The sequence below is a fragment of the Rhodococcus sp. 05-339-2 genome, from assembly GCF_002258965.1.
Lineage (GTDB): Bacteria > Actinomycetota > Actinomycetes > Mycobacteriales > Mycobacteriaceae > Rhodococcoides.
This window is the reverse complement of record NZ_NOYW01000018.1, coordinates 743,647-763,252: the sequence shown is the minus strand read 5'-3', so window position 1 is coordinate 763,252 and position 19,606 is coordinate 743,647. Positions and strand designations below refer to the sequence as shown.

Sequence of the window (19,606 nt, the reverse complement as noted above, 5' to 3'; positions counted from 1 at the left end):
CTCTTCGCTTGCGACAATCTCGTGGCGTGTTCGGGCTTGCTCGTCCACCACAGGTGACACGAAGACCTATCCGGCCGCTGGCCGTGTGCGAAAGGGAGATCCGGTGACTTCGAGCGACACCGCAGTGCTGGTGACGGTGACGGGACCAGACAAGCCGGGCGTCACATCGGTGCTGTTCGCAGCACTGTCACGGCACAACGTCAGCCTGCTCGACGTCGAGCAGGTGGTCATTCGCGGCAGGCTGACTCTGGGCGTTCTCCTGTCCTGCCCCCGCGACCCCGAAGCGCTCCAGGAGGAGCTGGAGGACGCGATGGCGACGGTCGGCGTGCACGTCGATGTCGAGATCGACACCGCGCGGGGCGGCGGGCAGAGCCTGGCCACCCACGTCGTCGTCGTTCTGGGCCGACCCGTGACCGCTCGTGCCTTCAGCACCATCTCCCGTGAGCTCGCCCGCCAGGGCGCGAACATCGACGCCATTCGCGGAATCGCCGACTATCCCGTCACGGGCCTCGAACTTCAGGTGACCGCAACCGACACCTCGCCGGATGCCGATGTGCAACTGCGTGCCGGCCTCGCGGGAATCGCAGCCGGCATCGGCGTCGACATCGCCGTGCAGCGCGGCGGGATCGCACGGCGATCCAAGCGACTGATCGTGTTCGACGTCGACTCGACGCTCGTCCAGGGTGAGGTCATCGAAATGTTGGCTGCCCGTGCCGGGCGAGAGGACGAAGTTCGTGCGGTCACCGAAGCTGCCATGCGCGGTGAGATCGACTTCGCGGAGTCGCTCGAACAGCGAGTTGCCGCGTTGGCAGGGCTGGACGAATCCGTCATCGACGAAGTGGGCGAGAGCCTGGAGCTGACGGCGGGGGCCAGGACCACCATCCGTACCCTCCGTCGTCTCGGATTCGCCTGCGGCGTCGTATCCGGAGGATTCCGACAGGTCATCGAGGGACTCGCACACGAACTCGAACTCGACTACGTCAAGGCCAACACCCTCGAGATCGTCGACGGCAAGCTCACCGGCCGGGTGATCGGAGAAGTGGTCGATCGTGCTGCGAAGGCGACGGCACTGCGCGAGTTCGCGGCACAGTCGGGAGTGCCGATGGAGCAGACAGTCGCCGTCGGTGACGGAGCGAACGACATCGACATGCTGACGGCCGCGGGCCTCGGGGTCGCCTTCAACGCCAAGCCGGCGTTGCGGGAGATCGCCGACACGGCCATCTCGCATCCGTATCTGGACGCGGTTCTGTTCATACTCGGTGTCACCCGCAACGAGATCGAAGCTGCGGACGCGGTCGACGGGGGAGTCCGCCGCGTCCCGATCCCATGACCGGCGATCCCATGACCGGCGACGACATGACCGACGGTCCGATGACCGGTGCCGGACCGGACGACGTGGGCAACGCCGCGGCGGCGGCCGAGGAATTCTCACCGGACAACACGTTCGCCTCGCGCCACGCCGAACTCGCTCGTGGGTACGGCGGAGCCGAGGACCCGGCCGATCCGTCACAGGTGCTGGCCATGCCGTTGGTGCTGCACATCCCCAAATCCGATCCGCCCCGGCGTAGCGAGTTGCTCGAGGCGGCTGCCCGAGCAACCGTGTCGCTGTGCCTGGACCCACGGGTGGGCGTCGGCGCGTCGTGGAACGCGGCCTTCACCGAATGGACGTCGGCTCGGATCCGAAAAGTTGCTCGACGGGCACGCGGCGCACACTGGCTCGCAGCGCAGGACGTTCCGGGTGTGACGGTCGACGTGGGGGGAGCGTCGGCCCGTGCCTTCGTGCCGGGTCGGGTCGGAGATCTGGACCCGCGGATCAAGCGGCTGCAGATCGGTGGGACCGACGTGGCGGCCGAGGACGAGCCTGCGGTCTCGGCGGGCCCTGTGCTGTGGATCGACGCTTCCCTGTCCATGACGGTGGGCAAGGCGGCCGCTCAGGTGGGGCACGCGTCGATGTTGCTCGCGGGTGCGATGGGCACCGAGGAATGCCGCGAGTGGGCCGCGGCCGGCTACGCATGTTCGGTCCGATCCGCGAACCCGGACCGATGGACACGTGCACTGGGCGAGGTTCGCGCCGGGCGCGCCGTCGCGGTGCGGGATGCCGGCTTCACCGAAGTGGCACCCGGCTCGACGACGGTGATTGCCGTTCTCTAGAGCTGGGGTCCACTGTCGTACAACTGGCTATGCCGAACATATCCAGTAGCCCCGAGACTGGAGGCATGTTCACCTCACCACGTCGTGTCGTCGCCGGTCGCCGGCTTCCCTCTCGGTTGGCTGCCCTCTACGTGGGGCTGTGGCTGTACGGGGCGTCGATGTCGTCGATGATCGCGGGTGGACTGGGCGTCAACCCGTGGGACGTCTTCCACCAGGGTCTCGAACGTCACCTGTCGCTGAGTTTCGGAACCATCACCGCGATCACCGGAGTGGCCGTACTGCTGATGTGGATCCCGCTGCGGCAACGTCCAGGCCTGGGTACCGTGAGCAACGTCGTGGTGATCGCCGTTGCCGTGGACGCGACGTCCGCGGTGTTGCCGCATCTCGACGGACTCCCGATCAGGACCGTTGCCATGGTGTCGGGCATCGTGCTCAACGCATTCGCAACCGCGCTGTACATCGGTGCCGGGATGGGCCCGGGGCCACGAGACGGACTGATGACCGGTCTGGTGGCCAGGACCGGATGGTCGATTCGGCTGACCCGCACCGGAATCGAGCTGTCGGTGGTACTCACCGGTTGGTTGCTCGGCGGGACGCTCGGCGTCGGGACGGTTCTCTATGCGCTCGGAGTCGGTCCGCTCGTGCAACTGTTCATGACTCACCTGCCTGCGCTGCGCAGTACCAGGACAGTCGATCCGGTCACCGATATCGTCGAACCCGGTTCCAGCGCAGTGGTATCCGCGGGCACCCCGTCCGCGCACGAGGAATCGAGGACCGGAACGAACCGCGACGACGACCAACTCGGGCACGCCAGAGTGATCTCGGCGGGGCCACCGGAATGGAGCACGAGGAGCGAGCTCGCGTCGTCGACCTGCCCACCGTCGGAGGCGTAGGAGCGGACGTCGGAACCGTCCACCCAGGCCTGAATGGTGCGCACCGAGTCGTCGTTCCATCGGTCCGTGTCGAATTCGATTCCGGCGGAATCGAACCAGACCAGATCGGGTCGGCCGGTCGGTGTCGCGCGGCCGGTGAAGAACTCCTGCTGACGAAGGGTCGGCGCGCTCGCTCGGACGCGGAGCAGTCGACCCACGAAGCGAATCATGTTCTGATCCGCGCCGTCCCAGTCGATGGCCCAGCTCTCTGCCGCCGGAGCGTTCTCGGCGACGCAGTACGCATTGTTGTTGCCTCCCTGGGTGTGTCCCAGTTCGTCGCCGGCGAGCAGCATCGGCGTTCCGGTGGAGAGCGTCAGGGTTGCCAGTAGCGCCCGAACATGGCGTCCCCGGGCCTCGATGACCGACGGGTCCTCGCTCGGACCCTCGATGCCGTGGTTGACCGACGAGTTGTTGTCGGTGCCGTCCCTGTTCTCTTCGCCGTTGGCCTCGTTGTGCTTCCGCTCGTACGACACCAGGTCTCGGGCGGTGAACCCGTCGTGCGCGGTGACGAAGTTGATCGACGCCCACGGCAGGCGTCCGTTGCCTGCGAAGAGGTCTTCCGAACCGGCCAGGCGCGAGGCCAATTCGCGGACGCCGTGCTGGCCCGCCCAGAAGCGTCGCACCGTGTCGCGGTAGCGATCGTTCCATTCCGACCACGCCACTCCGAAGTTGCCGACCTGATAGCCGGCACCGGTGGCGTCCCACGGCTCGGCGATCAATTTGACCCGAGCCAGGACCGGGTCGGTGGCAACGGCCGTCAACAACGGTGCGCGAGAATCGAATCGCCAACCACCGGGTCGACCGAGGGTGCTGGCCAGGTCGAATCGGAACCCGTCCACACCCATGTCCTCGACCCAGTACCGAAGGCTGTCGCACACCATCCGCACCACCGCGGGCGAAGCGGAATCGAGAGTGTTGCCGCAGCCGGTCAGATCGACGTCCGATCCGCGTCCGTCCAGCAGGTAGTAGCCGGGCGCATCGAGCCCACGCCAACTGATCGAGGGGCCGTCGACCGCGGATTCGCACGTGTGGTTGTAGACCACGTCGAGGATCACCTCGATCCCGGCAGCGTGCAGCGCGTCGACCATGGTGCGAAACTCGTCCACCTCGGCACCGGGAACGGCGGCGAAGCGCGGATCCGGGGCGAAGTACGCACCCGTCGAATACCCCCAGTGGTTTCGCATACCCCGGGCGCGGACGCCCGGTTCGGTGAATGTGGTGTGTACGGGCAACAATTCGACCGACGTGATGCCGATGCGAGCGAGGTGTTCGAGTACCGCCGGCTCGGCGAGCCCGAGGTACGTACCGCGAAGATGCTCGGGCACAGCGGGATTGCGGGCCGTGAACGAGCCCACGTGCAGCTCGTAGAGAACGGTTCGGTCCCAGGGCACATCGGGGCGCGCGGGCCGGCCCACGCGATCTGCGGCCGCGCGGACCACTCCGAGCGGGAGGTGTCCGAGCGAGTCTCGAGAACTGGGTGCCCCGAACGGATCGTCCTCGTAGGCGAGCAGTGCCGATGGGTCGCCGAAGGTTCCGGACACCTGGCGTGCTGCGGGATCGAGCAGAATCTTCGCGCCGTTGAACCGTCGTCCGGAGTGCGGATCCCACCTCCCGTGGGCGCGGAACCCGTATCGGTCACCGGGTCGAACTCCCGGCACGAAGGCATGTCGAACTCCGAACGTGCGGGTGGTCAGTTCCACCCGTCGTTCACCACCGTCCGGATCCACCAGACACACCTCGACTCCATCGGCCTCGGGCGCATGGACTGCAAATTGAGTGCCAGTCGACAGTGCAGTGGCACCCAGCGGGAACGGTGATCCGGGTGGGTTCGCGCCGGATTCCCGGTCCGAGGTCCGGCGGGAAGTGCGGGGTACTTCGTCATTGGGCGACACGCGTGCACATCCTGCCGTGAATGCGCGGTCGATGTGCGAGAAGATAGGCGTCGTGTCTGAACCGGATCCCGACCTGCTCGTAGATTTCACCGACGTAGTCGTCCGCCGGGGCGGTGCGACCCTGGTGGGACCCGTCACCTGGAAGGTGGAACTGGACGAACGGTGGGTCGTGCTCGGCCCCAACGGTGCCGGAAAGACGTCTCTGCTGCGTATCGCTGCCGCCGAGATCCATCCCACGTCCGGTGTCGCCCACGTTCTCGGAGAGGTCATGGGCAGGGTCGACGTCTCCGAACTCCGACCGCGGATCGGCTTGTCCTCCTCCTCGCTGGCGCAGCGCATTCCGGCCGACGAACTCGTGTCCGATCTGGTCGTGTCCGCCGGCTACTCGGTACTGGGGCGCTGGCGAGAGAAATACGACGCGGTCGACACCGAGCGCGCAGTCGAGATGCTCGAGAGCCTCGGTGCCGAACATCTCGCCACCCGCACCTACGGCACGTTGTCCGAAGGCGAACGAAAGCGTGTTCTCATCGCCCGTGCCCTGATGACCGATCCCGAACTGCTCTTGCTGGACGAGCCGGCGGCGGGCCTCGACCTCGGCGGACGCGAGGAACTGGTGGCACGCCTGACCGACCTCGCAGCCGATCCCGACGCTCCCGCCACCGTGCTGATCACCCACCACGTGGAAGAGATTCCGCCGGGATTCAGTCACGCGTTGTTGCTCAAGGAAGGCGGGGTGGTGGCACAGGGACTGGTCGACGACGTCATCACCGCAGAGAACCTGACCGAGGCGTTCAGCCAGTCGATCACGCTCGATCGCGTCGACGGTCGGTTCTTCGCGCGGCGAACCCGCGCTGCCGGCGCGCACCGCCGATAGCGCGGACCGCCGATAGCGCGGACCGAGCGACGGCGTTGCGCAGCGCAGCGGTACGTTGCCTTTCATGAGTTCGACTGGTGCTGCCGATCACGTGCAGGCGCGGGATGCCTCGACCGTCATCTTGATTCGTGACGGTCTGTCACGGCCGGGCATCGAGGTGTTCCTGCTCGAACGCGTCGGCGGCATGGCGTTCGCGGGAGGGATGACGGTGTTTCCCGGTGGCGGCGTCGACCCTGCGGACGCGGCAGCGGACGTCCGCTGGGCAGGTCCGCCGCCGTCGTGGTGGGCCGAGCGCTTCGCAACCGACGAGGGCAGGGCGCAGGCCCTGGTGTGTGCTGCAGCGCGTGAGACGTTCGAGGAGTGCGGGGTGCTGTTGGCCGGCTCGACGCCGGAGTCGATCGTCGCCGATACCGCTCCGTTCGCTGCGGAGCGCGGTCGGCTCGAGCGCCGCGAGATCTCGTTCGCCGAATTTCTCACCGCCCACGACCTCGTCCTGCGAGCGGATCTCCTCCGGCCCTGGTCGCACTGGATCACTCCGGTCGGTGAAGCGCGACGGTACGACACCCGATTCTTCGTCGCCGTGCTGCCCGAGGGCCAGAATGCGGACGGCGAAACCAGCGAGGCGGCGTCGGTCAGCTGGCGCTCGACCGGTGATGCACTGGCGGATTGGCGCTCCGGAAACACCATCCTGCTTCCGCCGACCTGGAGCCAGTTGGATGCGCTGTCCCGGTTCGACACGGTCGCGGAGGTCGTTGCGCACGAACGCGAGGTAACCCCGGTCCTGCCGGTACTGACCCGAGACGACGGCACCGTACGAGTGCTCTTCGACGGCGACGAGGACTACTACGCCGGAACGCGACATCCCTGGTCCGATCGCCGGGACGAGGCCCGGTAGCCTTTCGGCCCATGGCTGAGTTCGTGAATCTCGAGGTATCGGACGGTATCGGCACCATCCGCCTGGATCGCCCACCGATGAACGCATTGAACCGGCAGATGCAGGAGGAGATTCGCGCGGCGGCGCGTGAGGCCACCGTGAATTCCGAGGTCAAGGCCGTCGTCGTCTACGGCGGTGAGAAGGTCTTCGCCGCCGGTGCCGACATCAAGGAGATGGTCTCGTTGTCCGCGGCCGAGATGGCCGAGATCGCCGGAGATCTGCAGTCCGCGCTCGGCTCGCTCAGCACCATTCCCAAGCCCGTCGTTGCGGCCGTGACCGGATACGCACTCGGTGGTGGGCTCGAGGTCGCACTGGGGGCGGACCGCCGGATCGCGGGCGACAACGCGAAGTTCGGTGTCCCCGAGGTGCTGCTCGGGGTCATTCCCGGCGGCGGCGGAACACAGCGGCTGGCGCGGCTGATCGGACCGAGCCGTGCCAAGGACATGGTCTTCACCGGCCGCTTCGTCGGTGCCGAGGAAGCGCTGCGCATCGGCTTGGTGGACGAGGTGGTGGCACCGGACGAGGTGTACAACGCCGCCCGCACCTGGGCCATGCAGTTCACCACGGGTGCATCGCGAGCGCTCGCAGCGGCCAAAGCGTCGATCGACCAGGGGCTCGACGTCGATCTCACCACCGGTCTGCGAATCGAGGCCCAGCAGTTCGCGGCCCTGTTCGCCACCGAGGATCGCACCGTCGGCATGACGTCGTTCGTGGCCGACGGCCCTGGAAAAGCGACCTTCACCGGGCGGTGAAGCACCGGCCCGACCGGAGAAGAGTTGTTCCACAGCTACCGGATAGTAGGCTCGCCTGATGACTGCAAGCCCCCACGACGGTGTCGATCGCTCGCTCTCGAACTCGACGTCCCTGGCCTCGGCCGAGTCCGATGACCGCCAGGTCGATCCCGCCCCGAATCCGCACGCCACTGCCGAGCAGGTCGAGGCTGCACGCTCGGACACCAAATTGGCGCAGGTGCTGTATCACGATTGGGAAGCCGAGACCTACGACGACAAGTGGTCGATTTCCTACGACGAGCGATGCATCGACTACGCACGCGGCAGGTTCGATCAGGCCGTTTCCGGTGACGCCTCCGCACAGTCCGACGTGCCGTACGGCCGCGCGCTCGAACTGGGTTGCGGTACCGGATTCTTCCTGCTCAACCTGATGCAGGCCGGGATAGCGGAGAAGGGCTCGGTCACCGACCTTTCGCCCGGCATGGTCAAGGTCGCACTTCGCAACGCCGAGCACCTCGGCCTGGACGTCGACGGCCGCGTCGCCGACGCGGAGACGATTCCGTACGACGACAACACGTTCGATCTCGTCGTCGGGCACGCCGTCCTCCACCACATCCCGGACGTCGAACAGTCCCTGCGTGAGGTGTTGCGGGTGCTCAAGCCGGGCGGTCGCTTCGTCTTCGCGGGCGAACCCACCACCGTCGGCAACTTCTACGCACGCTGGCTCGGACGCATCACGTGGGAGGCGACCACCCGCGCAACCAAGCTCCCGTTCCTGGCGAGCTGGCGCAAGCCACAGGAAGAGCTCGACGAGTCTTCGCGAGCAGCGGCACTCGAAGCCGTCGTCGACCTGCACACGTTCGATCCGACCGATCTCGAGCACATCGCGCTCTCGGCCGGTGCGGAGTCCGTGCAGGCAAACACCGAGGAGTTCGCCGCCGCTCTCCTCGGCTGGCCGGTGCGGACCTTCGAGGCCGCAGTGCCAGCGGGCAAGCTGGGGTGGAACTGGGCCAAGTTCGCCTTCGGTGGTTGGAAGACACTGAGCTGGGTCGACGAGAACGTGCTGCAACACGTCGTGCCGCGCGGGCTGTTCTACAACGTGATGATCACCGGCACCAAGCCTGCACCTCGCGATTGACAGGCAGTCACGCCGCAGGGGTCGACGGCGGGGCCTGCCGTGGGATATGACTTCACCGGTGCCGACCTCGATTTCATGCACAGCGAGGTCGGCATCGAGGCACTCGACGCTGCGGACGGCCTCGAATTCGGTACGAGAACAGCGGTGCGAGACATCTCCTCGATCCGGGAGCGATTCCCCGCCCACGCGGGTGCCCTGATCGAAACCGTGACCGTCCGCCGCAAGGCGCGGGCGAAACTACTCGACTCCTACCGATGGTGGGTCACCGACGAGGCGGTGCAGCAGGCAACGCCGACGCTCGTCGCGCGCAGGCGGGCCGCTCGACTCGCCGGACGACGGGTGCACGATGTCACGTGTTCGATCGGCAGCGAACTGTCGGTCCTGATCGGCACCGCGGAGTTGGCGGTGGGCAGCGATCTGGACCCGATTCGGCTTCGGATGGCCGCACACAACGTCCCGGGCGCCACCGTACTGCGCGCCGACGCGCTGACCCCGACGACGCGTGACACCGTCGTCGTCGCCGATCCCGGCCGCCGAGCGGGTGGGCGGCGACGCCACGACCCGGCGGCGTTGCAACCACCGCTACCGGACCTGCTCGACGCCTATCGAGGCCGAGACCTGGTCGTCAAATGTGCGCCCGGCCTGGATTTCGACTCTGTCGACTGGGCGGGTGAGGTCGAGGTGGTCTCGCTGGACGGGGGAGTGCGAGAAGCGTGCCTCTGGTCGGAAGGGTTGAGCGAGAACGGTGTTCGGCGTCGTGCTGCGGTCCTTCGGTCCGACGGCGGTGTGTTCGAGATCACCGATTCGGAATCCGACGACATTCCGGTTCGGCCCCCAGGCAGCTACATCGTCGATCCCGACGGCGCGGTGGTCAGGGCCGGTTTGGTTCGGCACTACGGTGCCAGATTCGGTCTGTGGCAACTCGATCCGAGAATCGCGTATCTGACCGGCGACACGGTCCCGGCCGGGGTGCGCGGGTTTCGGATTCTGGAGCAGGCCAAGTTCTCGGAGAAGGTGCTTCGGCAACAACTGAATCGGATGGACTGCGGCTCGGTGGAAATTCTGGTCCGCGGAGTCGACGTGGATCCGGCGCTGCTGCGGCCCAAGCTCAAACTTCGGGGGTCCGTCGCGCTGTCGGTGGTGATCGCCCGAGTCGATCGGTCCGCGGTGGCGTTCGTCTGCGGGCCAGGGGCTGTCGGTCAGCCCGTGTAGGTGAAGATCTCGCCGAGGTAGCTCGCGGTGACGACCTGGCCGTCCGGGCCGATCGACGTTCCGACGGTGGTGCCGACGACGTCGGGAACGGGCTGCACATCCACCGTCTCACCGGTGGCCGCGTCGAACGTGAGCAGCGCCAGTCCGTCGTCCTCACGCACGACGGTGTGGCCGCGTCCGTCGGCGGATTGAGCTGCCGTGCCTGCCTGTTGAACGTCGTCGCGGACCCAGACTCGCTCGGCCGAATCTCCGTTGTCGCGCAAGCCGACGAGAGTGCCGTCGCCGCCCGACGGCACGATCGTGCCGTCCGAGGCGATCGACGGAGCGGCACCGATGCCGAGGCCGGTACCCTCGGTCCACTTCTGTCGCCCGTCGGCGGTGTCGAACGCTGTCAGCCTGCCGTCGACATCGGCCAGGTAGACCGTCGATCCGTCCTGGGACAGCACCGGACTGGACGCGACCCCGGCGGGCAGCAGGTCCGAGGACCAATGCTCGACGAGCCCTGGCGTGCCATCGCGTTCGTACTGCAGTGAAACGAGTTGCGGTGCAATCGAACCCGGACGCCACAGGGTCAGGTAGATCGACCCGGTCGCGGCGTCGACGGCGGGTGCGGCGGGTACCGGGCACTCGGATCCGCCCGAGCTGCACCGGTCGAGTCCGGTATCGACCGGCAGAAAATCCGAATTCGGGGCGGTCAGGAAGTTCGGTGTCGGAACGAGATCGAGAATCGGTACTCGAAGTTGCCCGTTCTGTGAATCCAGAACGCTGACCTGCCCCAGCTGGGTGATCGAGAGCACGCTGCCGTCCCCGAGGAACTGCGCGGACTTGGGCACTCCGTACACCGGTGTGCGCCAACGTAGTTGGCCGTGGTCGTTGTACGAGTTCATGCCGCCGTCGTCGCCGATGTAGACGTTGATCGCCGAATCGACCGTCGGCGTTGCAGTGACGACGGACGGTCCGACGCGATTGCACCAGCGCTTACGGGCGGAGTCGATCTCGAACGAGAAGAGGTTGCAACCGGATTCGGTGGCGGCAGTGACGAACATCTGACCGGTCGATCCGATGGACACCGGGGAGGTCACCGTGCCGCCGGTGGGGCGCGTCCAGTCCAGGGACAGTGGGGTCGACACCGACACCCCGGTGGTGGCGCTGTTGTGGGAATTCGCGTGCGCTGCAGGCCACGAATCGGGAGAGAGCGGCTCTATGGCCGAGGTGTCGGTACCACAGCCGCTCACGGTCACCAGCGCCAGCGCTGCTGCGAAAGCGGTGACCTTTCTGCCGGTCCTACCGTTGGCCCTGACGCCGCGCATCGATCGCTCCCCATGACTCGAGTCCGTGCCCGACACGGTGCCGGGGCGTCTGTGTTCGTTCCGCCGACGAGCAACGGTCGACAGACAACCCTAGCCCGCGCGAGGGTGGCGGCAGAGAGCGGGCGAACGAGAAACTAGGGTGAACCACCATGACGAGTATGTGGAACGCGCCGCTGCGGACACGCTGGCGCGGGTCGAGACGACGCGACACCGACCAGGCGCGGTTCCTCACGCGTGCGTCCCTCGACTGGGTGCTCGCCAACAAGGCGTACACGCCGTGGTACCTGGTGCGCTACTACCGCCTCGCGAAGTTCAAGCTGGCCAATCCGCACGTGATCCTCAAGGGCATGGTGTTTCTCGGCAAGAACGTCGAGATCCACTCCACTCCCGAGCTCTCGCGCCTCGAGATCGGGCGCTGGGTACACATCGGCGACGGCAATGCCATTCGCTGCCACGAGGGTTCGCTGCGGATCGGCGACAAGGTGGTCTTCGGCAAGGACAACGTCGTCAACACCTACCTCGACATCGAGATCGGCGCGTCGACGCTGGTGGCCGACTGGTGCTACATCTGCGATTTCGATCATCGGATGGACGATGTGAACATGCCGATCAAGGATCAGGGAATCGTCAAGGGGCCGGTGAGAATCGGGCCGGACACGTGGATCGCGGCCAAGGTGACGATTCTGCGCGAGACCCGGATCGGTCGGGGCTGCGTGCTCGGAGCCCATGCCGTGGTCAAGGGTGAGATCCCGGATTACAGCATCGCGGTCGGTGCCCCGGCCAAGGTCGTCCGCAATCGCAAGGTCGCCTGGGAAGCCGGTGCCGCCGAACGCGCGAAATACATTGCCGCGCTGGAGGATATCGCTCGCAAGAAGGCGCTCGGACAGGCCGAGGCGGCACGAGAGAACTGACTCTGCTGGTCTCAGGTACGGCCGGGCAGAGCGCGCTCGACGATGTGCGGTCGGGCCAACGGATGCCGAACTTTGCGTTTGGCTTCCAGATAGACTTGGGCGGTCGTCTCGGCGACGTGCTTCCAGTCGAAGTCGACGGTGAGGCGTTCGCGGGCGGCCACGGCCCTCTCCTGTGCGGCGTCCGCATTGTCGAGAACGCGCCGCACTGCAGCGGCCAGCCCGCCGACGTCGCCGGGCTCGAAGGACAGGCCGGTCACGCCGTCGACGATCGCTTCACCCAGACCGCCTGCCGTGGACGCGACCAGCGGGGTGCCCGCGGCCGCGGCCTCGAGCGCGATGATGCCGAAAGGTTCGTACCGACTGGGCAGGACGATGGCGTCGGCTCCGTGCAGCCAGCCGAGGAGTTCGGTGTGGTCGAGATTGCCCAGAAACGACACAGCGCGGGCAACCCGGTGCGTGCGCGCCAGCCCGGCCAACCAGGCGAACTGTGTTCCTTCGCCGGCGATGTGCAGGGTGGTACCCGGGTGGCTCCGTCGGATGCGGGGCAGAGCTGCGATGGCATCCTGGATGCCCTTCTCGTACTCGAGGCGGCCGACGTAGAGCAACTTGGCCGGCTCGGATCGAGGCTCTCGTCGCCGAAAGTGCCAGGTGGAGCGGTCGATTCCGTTGCGAATCACCTTCACCGACGACTCCGATACTCCGAACAGGGTGGTGACCTCGTCCTTCATCGATGTCGAGCAGGCGATCACCGCATCGGAATCGTTGGCGAGCCACCACTCGACGGAGTGCACCTGGCGGTTGACGCGCCCGGATATCCACCCGCTGTGGCGTCCGGCCTCGGTGGCGTGGATGGTCGAGACGAGCGGTACGTCGTAGAACTCGGCGAGTGCGATCGCCGGGTGTGCGACGAGCCAGTCGTGGGCATGAACGACGTCGGGCTGCCAACCGTCGCCCAGACCGGGCTTTCCCAGCGCGACGCCGGCACGCACCATCGCGTGCCCCATCGCGAGGGTCCATGCGAGCATGTCCTCCCCGAAGACGAAGTGGGCCGGGTCCTCGGCGACGGCGACGACGAGCACCCCGTCCTCGATGTGGTGAGACGTCGGGTGGGTGGCGGCGTCGGTTCCGGTGGGGCGACGCGACAGAACCACGACCTCGTGCCCGCATCGAACCAACTCGGTTGCCAGGTGGTGCACGTGCCGACCGAGTCCGCCGACCACCACGGGTGGGTACTCCCACGACACCATCAGGATTTTCATCGACGCCCCCCTGCACCTTCTCGCTCGCGGCCACCGTGTGCACCGGGCAGCCGGCGCGCATCCAACGCAGGAAACAGTCCGTCCGCGCGGTTCCATTGCCGAGCCAACTCGTCTGCACGGACCGGTGATCCAGCTGCGGCCGCGGCAGCGATCTCGCGCAGCGCATGTGCATGGACGTGCGCCCGCTCCCGCGCGTAGCCTGCGGCGGAATCCTTGCTGACCATGAATGCCCAGTCGCTGGCCACGGCCATCAGTGTCTCACGCAGTATCTGATCGTTGACGCGATTGCGTAGTTCGGGTCCACCGGCGCGACGCCGAGCGTCTCGGGCGGTATCGACGGCGTCGAGAGCGGCCCGGGACACCTCGGAATTGAGCGCGACCAGATCGGCTACGTCGTCGCCCGCCCACACGCGCCAGTCCTTGCCCGATCCCCACGACGAATCCTGCAGTTCGAGCGGCGCCCCGACGTAACCCTGCTCGCGGGCGTCGTTCAGCGTGCCGACGGTGATGCCTGCGGCGGGAAGCGCGCGCATGAGCTTGCCGAGCCACTGTGGGCCCTCGTGCCACCAGTGCCCGAACAGCTCGGTGTCGAATGCTGCGACGACCAGGGCGTCGCGACCGATGCGATCGGATTCGGAGATCAACCGCCTGCGCACCACATCGACGAAGTCGGCGACGTGACGGTCCACCGTCGCCGCGGCCCGTTCGGGGTCGTAGGGAGCCTTGTCGTTCGACGCGACCGAGCGGCCGGTGACCCGGGCCGGTTTGAGACCGGTGGCGTGATCGTAGGTGTGGAAATCTCGATAGGAACCGTGGCCGGGATAGCCGGACTTCGGTGACCACACGCGGTAGCTGACCGGGAGATCGCGTCCGAACGCGACGACGTCGGAGTCCCACACCGGCCTGCCGAGGGAGGTGTCTCCGCGCATTGCCGGACCGTCGACCATGAAGTGCGAGACCCCGGCCGCGGCGTACTCGGTTTCCATGCCCGGGGTGAATCCGCATTCGGGTGCCCAGATTCCTCGGGGCGTTGTGCCCCAGCGGGTGTGGGCGTCGAGCAGTCCTTCTCGGAGCGAGAAGGCGCGGAGTCGGGGATCGAGCAGCGGCTGGAACGGGTGCGCCAACGGGCCGCCCAGCAGTTCGACGGTTCCGGTGTCGATCAGCGGTCGAAGGACCGCGGACCCGCCGTGCCGCCACCGGGTCTCGAATCGATCGAGCGCGGCGGCAGAACCTCGGTGTTCCCGAACGGACAGGTCGCGGTCTGTCGCCTCGTGGGCTCTGAGCTGCCAGTTCCCGAGCCAGTGGTGCATTCCGGACAGGCAGTGTGGATCGTCGAGTTGAGCGGCCAGTACCGGGGTGACCCCCAGCGAGAGCACGTTGCCGTGGCCGTCCTCGGCCAGCCGCTCGAGCGCCTCGGTGATCGGTAGATAGCAGTCCGCCCAGGACTGGTACAGCCATTCCTCGCCGACGGGCCAGCGCCCGTGATTGGCCAGCCACGGCAGGTGGGAGTGCAGCACGAGGGAGAACATGCCCGGCACGGTGGCACCGGATGTCACCCGATCACCGCGCTCGAACTCTTGCGGGCGACGGCGACCAGATCGAGGCTGTCGTCGATGCGGTCGGCGGCGATGTCGAAGTCCTCGATCGAGATGGCCGCGACGTCCTCGGTGAGTTCGGCCGGCCAGGGCTCACCGGCCAGGGCCCGTTCGATCTGTGCGTCGATGAACGAACCGCCGTGCTTGGCGTCGAGTGCGGCCAGCGTGCGTCCGTGCCGGACTCCGGTGAGTTCGTCGACCTCGAGCCGAGCGTCCACGAGAAGCTCGGTGAGTTCGGCCGCGTCGAGTTCGCGGGTGTGGAACGGGTTGAGCGGGGTGTCGCGTCCGGGCGAGAACGTGATGCGGTTGGGCGTGCTGATCAACAGAATGCCGCCGGGCGCGAGCACCCGGTGCACCTCGGCGAGGAACGCACCCTGATCCCAGAGGTGCTCGATCACCTGGAAATTGACGACGACGTCGATCGAGGAATCGGCGACCGGGAGGCGGTCGAGGTTGCCGCGCAGCATCGTCACCCTCGGGTAGCGGGCGTGCACGTGCGCGGCGGCCGACCTGTCGTAGTCGAGACCGAGGACTGTCGTCGCGACATCGGCAATCATGTTGGCTCCGTAGCCTTCTCCCGATCCCGCTTCCAGCACCGTTCGGTCGCGGCAGTGCTCGACGAGTGCGCGGTAGACCACCTCGTGGCGGCGGAACCAGTAGTTCTCCTCGGCGATGCCGGGCACGGTGCGCTCCCCGGTGAGGGGCAGTGGTGCCGGTGCCGGTGCCTGAGCCGATGAATCGTTCACCGACGAAAGGTTAGTGGAGACGCGGGGGAGGTAAGCCAACGTGGTCTCCATAACAGTCGGGGTACAGATGTATGGTCGGACAGGCAGGGAGGTATGTTACCCACGGGTAACTACGGTGAGGTAACCTCGTCCCAGACCGTAGAACTGCACGAACCGTTAGAACACTCACGATCAGCAGAACATGACCAGGAGGTCGACGCAGACCCATGACGAACATCGTTGTTTTGATCAAGCAGGTTCCAGACACGTGGTCCGAGCGCAAGCTCACCGACGGTGACTACACCCTCGATCGCGAGGCTGCCGACGCCGTCCTCGACGAGATCAACGAGCGGGCCGTCGAAGAGGCACTGCTCATCAAGGAAGCCCAGGGCGGTGAGGTCAAGGTTCTGTCCGCAGGCCCCGATCGCGCCACCGATGCCATCCGCAAGGCGCTGTCGATGGGTGCAGACAGCGCAGTGCACCTCAACGACCCGACCCTGCACGGCTCCGACGCGATCCAGACCGGGTACGCGCTGGCCGCAGCGCTCGGCAACGTCGCATTCGAGAACGACGAGCCGGCCGATCTCATCATCGCAGGCAACGAGGCCACCGACGGCCGCACCGGTGCCGTTCCGGCGATCATCGCCGAATACCTGCAGATCCCGGCCCTGACGCAGCTGCGCAAGCTCACCGTAGCGGACGGCAAGGTCACCGGCGAGCGGGAGACCGACGAAGGCATCTTCGGCCTCGAAGCCGCGTTGCCCGCCATCGTGAGCGTCACCGAGAAGATCAACGAACCGCGCTTCCCGTCGTTCAAGGGCATCATGGCCGCCAAGAAGAAGACGGTGCAGACCATCACGCTGGCCGACATCGGTGTCGAGGACGGCATCGTCGGCGTCGACAACGCGGGAACGACCGTCACGTCGTCCACCCCCAAGCCTCCCAAGACTGCAGGCGAGCGGCTCACCGACGAGGGCGACGGCGGCGACAAGATCGCCACCTACCTCGTCGGCCAGAAGATCATCTGATCCCGCCCCACCGAGCAATCGAAGACAAACGAGGAGCAAGTCATGGCAGAAGTACTCGTGCTCGTGGAGCACGTCGAGGGAACACTGAAGAAGGTCAGCACCGAGCTGATCACCGCCGCTCGTGCGCTGGGTGAGCCGTCCGCGGTCGTCACCGGCCCGGTCGGCACCACCGACAAGGTCGCCGACGCGCTGACCGAAGCCGGTGCCGAGAAGATCTACGCCGCCGAATCCGACGCGGTCGACGGATTCCTGGTCACCCCGAAGGTCGACGTGCTGTCGGCTCTTGCGGAGTCGGTCTCGCCTGCGGCGATCATCACCGCAGCCACGATCGAGGGCAAGGAAGTTGCGGGTCGACTCGCAGCACGCCTCGGCTCGGGCTACCACAACGACGTCGTCGCACTGAACGGCGACGGCAGTGCCGTCTACTCCATCTTCGGTGGCGCGTTCACCGTCGAGGCCAAGGCCAACGGCGACGTTCCGGTCATCTCGCTGCGCCCCGGTGCAGTCGAGGCCGAGCCGAAGGCCGGAGCGGGCACCCGCGAAACCGTCGAGGTCCCCGCGCAGGAAGAAGGGGCCGTCAAGGTCACCTCGCGTGACCCGATCGTCGGCGGCGACCGTCCGGAGCTCACCGAGGCGTCGGTCGTCGTGTCCGGTGGACGCGGTGTCGGCAGTGCCGACAAGTTCTCCGTCGTCGAGGAGCTGGCCGACTCGCTCGGTGCCGCAGTCGGTGCTTCGCGCGCCGCTGTCGACTCCGGCTACTACCCGGGCCAGTTCCAGGTGGGTCAGACGGGTAAGACCGTCTCCCCACAGCTGTACGTCGCACTGGGTATCTCCGGAGCCATCCAGCACCGTGCAGGCATGCAGACCTCGAAGACGATCGTCGCTGTCAACAAGGACGAGGAAGCGCCCATCTTCGAGATCGCCGACTACGGCATCGTCGGTGACCTCTTCAACGTCGCACCGCAGCTGACCGAGGCAGTCAAGAAGCACAAGGGATAGCTCCGAGCGCTGTTCCCCGACAGGCCCTCACCGCCCGCGCGGTGAGGGCCTGTCGTGTCGATCGGCGCAACCTTGTTCACGCAAACTCTTCCGACACGTTTCCCCGACGATGCCCGGTGGCCTTCCCCGCTCGTTAGACACACCTCATGACCACTTCCGTCATGAGCTCGACTGCATCGATCGTCCCGGCCACCGACCGCTACTCGCTCGTGTTGTCCACCGACCCGGAGCACCGACTCTCCGCGCAGCGTCTGCGCTACGAGGTGTTCGCTTCCGAGCCGGGATTTTCCGTTCCCACCGATACCGACGGCCTCGACGCCGATCGGTTCGACGAATTCTGTGATCACCTGCTCGTTCGTGACCAGTGGACCGACACGTTCGTCGGCTGCTACCGCATGTTGCCGCCGCAGGCCGCCGTCTCTGCCGGTGGGTATTACACGGCAACCGAATTCGATATATCCGCACTCGATCCGGTCGGCATGAATATCGTCGAAATGGGAAGGGCTGCGGTTCATCCCGATCATCGGTCCGGATCCGTCCTGGGGCTCATGTGGGCAGGAATCCTGCACTACCTCGATGTGACGGGATACGAGTGGGTGATGGGCTGCGTGTCGGTGCCCATGCAGTCGGCACCGGGGGACCCCATCGGGGCCAACGTTCGCAGTGTTCGAGACCGCCTGTTGAGCAAGCACGCCACGCCGCTCGACCGTCGGGTCAGGCCGTACTCCCCGGTCGTCGTCGACGGGGTGGACCTGATCGACATCGAACCCGCGACGCGAACGTCGATGCCGCCGTTGATGAACGGCTACCTTCGGCTCGGTGCCTCCATCTGTGGTGAGCCCGCCCACGATCCCGAATTCGGTGTCGCGGACTTCGTCGCGGTGCTCGGCCTGCACGAGGCCAACACTCGCTATCTCGACCGCTTGCGCTCGGCAGCAACGACGTTCGAGTCGGGTGTCCGGTGACTCGACCGATCGAGCATGCGCACGCGTGGATGCCGTCGTCGCCGTGCAGTGACGGCTGTCTGCCGAAGAACCCACCGACGGTGGGACGAATCGTCCTCGTGCTGCGAGTCGTACTGGCGCTGGCCGCGTTCGGGTTACTGCCGGTGCTGGTCGTCCTCGGGGTCCCGTTCCCGCGGGTTCGCCGTTCGCTGACGCGGATCGGCGCTCGGACCCTGCTGTTCGCCATCGGAATCGACCTGACCGTGCTCGACGCCCGCTCGGAACGGGAACGCTCCCGAACCGCTGCAGGCGCACTGCACGTCGCCGGTCACATCTCCTGGACCGACGTCGTGGTACTCACTGCAGTACAGCCGTCGACCTTCGTCGCGCGTGCCGACCTCATCGACTGGCCGGTGCTCGGCCGCCTCGCGCGGGCCATGAAGGTACTTCCGATCGATCGAGCTCGACTGCATCAGCTCCCAGGCGTCGTCGATCAGGTGGCCGATCGCGTCCGCGCAGGCGGATCGGTCGTCGTCTTCCCCGAAGCCACCACCTGGTGTGGTCGCGCGTACGGCTCGCTTCGGCCTGCGCTGCTTCAGGCCGCGATCGATTCGGAGACCTGGGTACAGCCGATTCGACTGCGCTACCTCGACCGGACCGGCGAACAGACCACCGCTACGTGCTTCGTGGGGGACGAGACGATCGGCGCATCCATCGGCCGGATCTTCCGATTGCGAGGCCTGCGTGCCGAGGTGGAGTTCACCGCCCCGGAGGCACCCGGTGGCGATCGACGCGACCTCGCTCGACGATGCGAGGTGGCGATTCGACGCGACGGAGTGGAGCTTGCGGAACGATACGGGAAGGACGTCTTCGACCCCACCGTGCACGAGGTGATGGCCGAGTCCGAACGCAGGCCGATGCCGCCGACGGTTGCGGCGGCCTGAACGAGCATCGATCACCGTGACCGCGGA

At 66.8% G+C, this 19,606-nt stretch carries 17 protein-coding genes and 1 pseudogene; 13 read left to right on the top strand and 5 right to left on the bottom strand.

Features of this window, described 5'->3' with window-relative positions; all coding sequences use genetic code 11:
• Positions 1-103 precede the first annotated feature (103 nt).
• The 3 genes and pseudogenes from serB to yczE form a co-directional block, all read left to right on the top strand.
• A complete protein-coding gene (gene serB / locus CH273_RS21280) occupies positions 104-1,330 on the top strand; it encodes a phosphoserine phosphatase SerB (protein WP_032398333.1) in 1,227 nt (408 codons plus the stop codon).
• Positions 1,331-1,371: 41 nt separating this feature from the next.
• Positions 1,372-2,151, top strand: coding sequence for a peptidyl-tRNA hydrolase (locus CH273_RS21275; RefSeq protein WP_032398334.1), 780 nt, complete (start codon positions 1,372-1,374; stop codon positions 2,149-2,151).
• A pseudogene (yczE, locus tag CH273_RS28235) lies at positions 2,043-2,798 on the top strand (membrane protein YczE); the annotation flags it as partial. The gene CH273_RS21275 and the pseudogene yczE, both read left to right, overlap by 109 nt.
• An 11-nt stretch (positions 2,799-2,809) precedes the next feature.
• Here the strand turns inward: yczE and glgX are convergent.
• The gene (glgX, locus tag CH273_RS21265; protein ID WP_032397728.1) at positions 2,810-4,975 is read right to left on the bottom strand and encodes a glycogen debranching protein GlgX; all 2,166 of its coding nucleotides are present in this window, start codon (positions 4,973-4,975) and stop codon (positions 2,810-2,812) included.
• A 31-nt stretch (positions 4,976-5,006) separates the two neighbouring features.
• Between glgX and CH273_RS21260 the strand changes: the two genes are divergently transcribed.
• From CH273_RS21260 to CH273_RS21240, 5 genes are all read left to right on the top strand, one after another.
• On the top strand, positions 5,007-5,849 hold the full coding sequence (locus CH273_RS21260; protein ID WP_032398336.1) for an ABC transporter ATP-binding protein: 843 nt from the start codon (positions 5,007-5,009) through the stop codon (positions 5,847-5,849).
• A gap of 64 nt (positions 5,850-5,913) precedes the next feature.
• Positions 5,914-6,744 carry an NUDIX hydrolase gene (locus CH273_RS21255; protein ID WP_032397729.1) on the top strand — a complete coding sequence of 277 codons (831 nt, stop codon included), beginning with the start codon at positions 5,914-5,916 and terminating at the stop codon, positions 6,742-6,744.
• 11 nt (positions 6,745-6,755) lie between these two features.
• Complete coding sequence (locus tag CH273_RS21250; RefSeq protein WP_032397730.1) at positions 6,756-7,535, top strand: enoyl-CoA hydratase/isomerase family protein; 780 nt, start codon at positions 6,756-6,758, stop codon at positions 7,533-7,535.
• A gap of 58 nt (positions 7,536-7,593) precedes the next feature.
• Entirely contained in the window at positions 7,594-8,652 is a 1,059-nt protein-coding gene (locus CH273_RS21245; RefSeq protein ID WP_032397731.1) for a class I SAM-dependent methyltransferase, read from the top strand.
• A gap of 39 nt (positions 8,653-8,691) precedes the next feature.
• Positions 8,692-9,864, top strand: coding sequence for a THUMP-like domain-containing protein (locus CH273_RS21240; RefSeq protein ID WP_032397732.1), 1,173 nt, complete (start codon positions 8,692-8,694; stop codon positions 9,862-9,864).
• Here the strand turns inward: CH273_RS21240 and CH273_RS21235 are convergent.
• Complete coding sequence (locus tag CH273_RS21235) at positions 9,852-11,174, bottom strand: outer membrane protein assembly factor BamB family protein (RefSeq protein ID WP_032397733.1); 1,323 nt, start codon at positions 11,172-11,174, stop codon at positions 9,852-9,854. The genes CH273_RS21240 and CH273_RS21235 overlap by 13 nt on opposite strands.
• A gap of 149 nt (positions 11,175-11,323) precedes the next feature.
• On the opposite strand from CH273_RS21235, the gene CH273_RS21230 reads away from it, so the two are divergent.
• Positions 11,324-12,085 carry an acyltransferase gene (locus CH273_RS21230; protein WP_032397734.1) on the top strand — a complete coding sequence of 254 codons (762 nt, stop codon included), beginning with the start codon at positions 11,324-11,326 and terminating at the stop codon, positions 12,083-12,085.
• Between the two features lie 11 nt (positions 12,086-12,096).
• Here CH273_RS21230 and CH273_RS21225 read toward each other — a convergent pair whose 3' ends face one another.
• From CH273_RS21225 to CH273_RS21215, 3 genes are read right to left on the bottom strand one after another with little or no spacing between them, the layout of a single operon-like run.
• The gene (locus CH273_RS21225; protein ID WP_032397735.1) at positions 12,097-13,344 is read right to left on the bottom strand and encodes a glycosyltransferase family 4 protein; all 1,248 of its coding nucleotides are present in this window, start codon (positions 13,342-13,344) and stop codon (positions 12,097-12,099) included.
• Entirely contained in the window at positions 13,341-14,873 is a 1,533-nt protein-coding gene (locus CH273_RS21220; protein ID WP_052050441.1) for a 1,4-alpha-glucan branching protein domain-containing protein, read from the bottom strand. Before CH273_RS21220 ends, CH273_RS21225 begins: the two co-directional genes overlap by 4 nt.
• A 23-nt stretch (positions 14,874-14,896) precedes the next feature.
• Positions 14,897-15,736, bottom strand: coding sequence for a class I SAM-dependent methyltransferase (locus CH273_RS21215; protein WP_052050271.1), 840 nt, complete (start codon positions 15,734-15,736; stop codon positions 14,897-14,899).
• Positions 15,737-15,891: 155 nt separating this feature from the next.
• Between CH273_RS21215 and CH273_RS21210 the strand changes: the two genes are divergently transcribed.
• The 4 genes from CH273_RS21210 (at position 15,892) to CH273_RS21195 (ending at position 19,579) form a co-directional block, all read left to right on the top strand.
• Positions 15,892-16,692 carry an electron transfer flavoprotein subunit beta/FixA family protein gene (locus CH273_RS21210; protein WP_032397738.1) on the top strand — a complete coding sequence of 267 codons (801 nt, stop codon included), beginning with the start codon at positions 15,892-15,894 and terminating at the stop codon, positions 16,690-16,692.
• A 42-nt stretch (positions 16,693-16,734) separates the two neighbouring features.
• Positions 16,735-17,691, top strand: a complete 957-nt coding sequence (locus CH273_RS21205) for an electron transfer flavoprotein subunit alpha/FixB family protein (protein WP_032397739.1) — start codon at positions 16,735-16,737, stop codon at positions 17,689-17,691.
• Positions 17,692-17,837: 146 nt separating this feature from the next.
• A complete protein-coding gene (locus CH273_RS21200) occupies positions 17,838-18,656 on the top strand; it encodes a GNAT family N-acetyltransferase (RefSeq protein ID WP_032397740.1) in 819 nt (272 codons plus the stop codon).
• Positions 18,653-19,579 (top strand): lysophospholipid acyltransferase family protein, encoded by a 927-nt coding sequence (locus CH273_RS21195; protein ID WP_230596999.1) that lies wholly within the window; start codon positions 18,653-18,655, stop codon positions 19,577-19,579. Before CH273_RS21200 ends, CH273_RS21195 begins: the two co-directional genes overlap by 4 nt.
• The last annotated feature ends 27 nt before the right edge of the window (positions 19,580-19,606 follow it).

Coding starts and splice junctions, on each gene's coding strand:
- CH273_RS21275 (WP_032398334.1), top strand. CDS start 1,372: ATGACCGGTGCCGGACCGGACGACGTGGGCAACGCCGCGGCGGCGGCC.
- CH273_RS21260 (WP_032398336.1), top strand. CDS start 5,007: ATGTGCGAGAAGATAGGCGTCGTGTCTGAACCGGATCCCGACCTGCTC.
- CH273_RS21255 (WP_032397729.1), top strand. CDS start 5,914: ATGAGTTCGACTGGTGCTGCCGATCACGTGCAGGCGCGGGATGCCTCG.
- CH273_RS21250 (WP_032397730.1), top strand. CDS start 6,756: ATGGCTGAGTTCGTGAATCTCGAGGTATCGGACGGTATCGGCACCATC.
- CH273_RS21245 (WP_032397731.1), top strand. CDS start 7,594: ATGACTGCAAGCCCCCACGACGGTGTCGATCGCTCGCTCTCGAACTCG.
- CH273_RS21235 (WP_032397733.1), bottom strand. CDS start 11,174: ATGCGCGGCGTCAGGGCCAACGGTAGGACCGGCAGAAAGGTCACCGCT.
- CH273_RS21230 (WP_032397734.1), top strand. CDS start 11,324: ATGACGAGTATGTGGAACGCGCCGCTGCGGACACGCTGGCGCGGGTCG.
- CH273_RS21225 (WP_032397735.1), bottom strand. CDS start 13,344: ATGAAAATCCTGATGGTGTCGTGGGAGTACCCACCCGTGGTGGTCGGC.
- CH273_RS21220 (WP_052050441.1), bottom strand. CDS start 14,873: ATGTTCTCCCTCGTGCTGCACTCCCACCTGCCGTGGCTGGCCAATCAC.
- CH273_RS21215 (WP_052050271.1), bottom strand. CDS start 15,736: ATGGAGACCACGTTGGCTTACCTCCCCCGCGTCTCCACTAACCTTTCG.
- CH273_RS21210 (WP_032397738.1), top strand. CDS start 15,892: ATGACGAACATCGTTGTTTTGATCAAGCAGGTTCCAGACACGTGGTCC.
- CH273_RS21205 (WP_032397739.1), top strand. CDS start 16,735: ATGGCAGAAGTACTCGTGCTCGTGGAGCACGTCGAGGGAACACTGAAG.
- CH273_RS21200 (WP_032397740.1), top strand. CDS start 17,838: ATGACCACTTCCGTCATGAGCTCGACTGCATCGATCGTCCCGGCCACC.